A 2,242-nucleotide genomic window follows, 5' to 3' on the forward strand; every position below is an offset into this window, starting at 1 on the left:
CATTTATAATTTGATATAAAATGCTGTTTTATTTAAATCATTATCATACATAAGTAATATATTAAAATAACAACCTATCAAGTAAATTTCTTTTTCTAAAACAGGATTTTCTTCGGACTTATTACGTACAAATTTTATTTTACTTTCATTTAAAACAAAATCTTGATTATAAGCTATCGGGTCTCCAAAATAACTACCGTTGCTATATTCCCATATTCCTCGAAGTCTATGTTCCATGAAAAACAATCTATCAAATAATAAAATAGAAAGTAATATAATACAAAAAATTAATATCTTTTTTTTCATCTTATCTTTTTGTGCCTGGTTGGTGTGAATACCCCGTTAGTTTACCATTTTGATATATTGACATTGGATAGCCATAAGTCGGTTGTCTTAAATAAACAGTATTAAAACTTGTAATACCTATTTTACTACCAACCATATATGTTGGAACGCTGTGTTTTCCTGCACCTATATTTTCGGTATATACTCGTGTATCAGTAAACGGAGAAGGCCAAGAGCGTTGTGTTTGTCCCCACAATTTAACATCTTGCATATTAGACATACTAGATAATTGTTCAACAAATGATTTCTTATTTCCTGCTTCACTCCATTCTCCTTTATCGAAACCAGAGCGACAACCATAAAACATAGCATTTGCTCCTTTTGCCCAATTAAAATCTATTTTACCCCAATCTTTAACTGATAATTGGTCATAATTTCCTTTTCCGTCTTCTCTAAAAGGTCCATCTATACCACTATGAGACCACAGCCCAAACTCTGCCGTTTTACCATATGTTCCACTATACTCCGCAACATCACTTTCAACATTTGCCTCAATCTCATTCATACTGTCGATACCTCTCATTACTAAAATATCATCACTACCACCTTCATCGTTATTTATAAAATCAACAGCTCTCGTCATTGCAGCTGCCCAAAACATTTTATCTGCATCTGGATCTTTTTTATCTCCATGGTGATTATTTCTTAAAAAGTAATGCAAATAAACATCCTCACCATTTGGGTCGACATAATACAGAGGACTATTAAGAGTATAGTTATACGATGAGTAACTGTAATATTTTTCAGCTTGCGGGTCAATGTTCATCCATCTACCTAAACTTGCATCATAATTTCTTGCACCGTAATCATACATATTAAGCCCCAACTCGTCTTGGTACTCTTTTCCATTGTATTTATAATCATAACTCGTAGTAAACAAAGGCGGCACAGGTCGTATGCGTATCAAAAACCATCTTTAGCATACATTTGTTCATCTGAATGATAACCCGTATGCTTCAAACTAAATGGATAATAATGTTTTTTTACTCTTGTAAGAACGTAAGTCAAAGTTAATGTTTTATAAACAAAATCCTAACTTTTTTACGGTTAGGATTGTTGTTTTGGATTTACATTACGAGCAGTAAGCTATCTATGATTGGTACTTACTGGTTTTGTATTACCATACGAAAGGATTCGTGCGGTAGCTGGGGATTACCGAAATTGTTTCCACTTATTAGAATATTCTAATTTGTATTTGTCTTTTTTGAAGACACTTTTACTAATGTAAATAAGTTTATATTTTTTCAAATCATTTTGTTTTAATGAGATTTTAACGAGATTACCAGTAAGAATTTCCACTTCTGCTTTTTCTTCATTAGATATTACATTAAATATTGCAAGACCTGTACTTTCATTAGTTGTTACAGATTCCTTAAAAACAATATTTTTTCCACTCAATATTCTAATCGAATCATTTTCAAATCCACTTGTTAGAACTATAACAGATTTATCATTTGAACCTGCGTTAAATTTTTCAAATATTTGTTTTTCTCCATAATGATTTTGGTCTAACTCACCTTTTACATATGTTGTTTTTATGTTTCCACAACTAGACAAAATAAAAATTAATAATATGCATAATTGTTTCATAACTTTTTTTCTTAGGTTGTTGTTGCTCTATTAAATGTATTATATCTGTACCCTGTATCTTGTTCGTCCATAATCTCCATTAACATCAATAAACTTTACTGGGTCATTTGCAGTGTATTGATAAGGGGTATTATTGTAAAATGCTTCTGAAAAATTATCAATAGTAAAATATCTACCAATACTTGGGTCGTAATTCCTTGCTCCATAGTCATACATATTAAGCCCCAGTTCTTCTTGCAACTCTTTCCCGTTGTATTTATAATCATAACTCGTAGTAAACAAAGGCGGCACAGGTCGTATGCGTATC

4 protein-coding genes are annotated in these 2,242 nt (G+C 31.4%); all 4 read right to left on the reverse strand.

Going from position 1 to position 2,242, the window contains the following annotated elements; translation table 11 throughout:
• Positions 1–3 precede the first annotated feature (3 nt).
• Complete coding sequence (locus QZ824_RS11410) at positions 4–306, reverse strand: hypothetical protein (RefSeq protein ID WP_291276140.1); 303 nt, start codon at positions 304–306, stop codon at positions 4–6.
• Between the two features lies 1 nt (position 307).
• Positions 308–1,252 (reverse strand): RHS repeat-associated core domain-containing protein, encoded by a 945-nt coding sequence (locus tag QZ824_RS11415; RefSeq protein ID WP_291276141.1) that lies wholly within the window; start codon positions 1,250–1,252, stop codon positions 308–310.
• Positions 1,253–1,497: 245 nt separating this feature from the next.
• On the reverse strand, positions 1,498–1,935 hold the full coding sequence (locus QZ824_RS11420) for a hypothetical protein (protein WP_291276142.1): 438 nt from the start codon (positions 1,933–1,935) through the stop codon (positions 1,498–1,500).
• A gap of 39 nt (positions 1,936–1,974) precedes the next feature.
• A partial coding sequence (locus QZ824_RS11425) for an RHS repeat-associated core domain-containing protein (RefSeq protein ID WP_291276143.1) occupies positions 1,975–2,242 on the reverse strand: 268 nt, incomplete at its 5' end.

The sequence above is a fragment of the Flavobacterium sp. genome (genome assembly GCF_021151785.1).
GTDB lineage: Bacteria > Bacteroidota > Bacteroidia > Flavobacteriales > Flavobacteriaceae > Flavobacterium.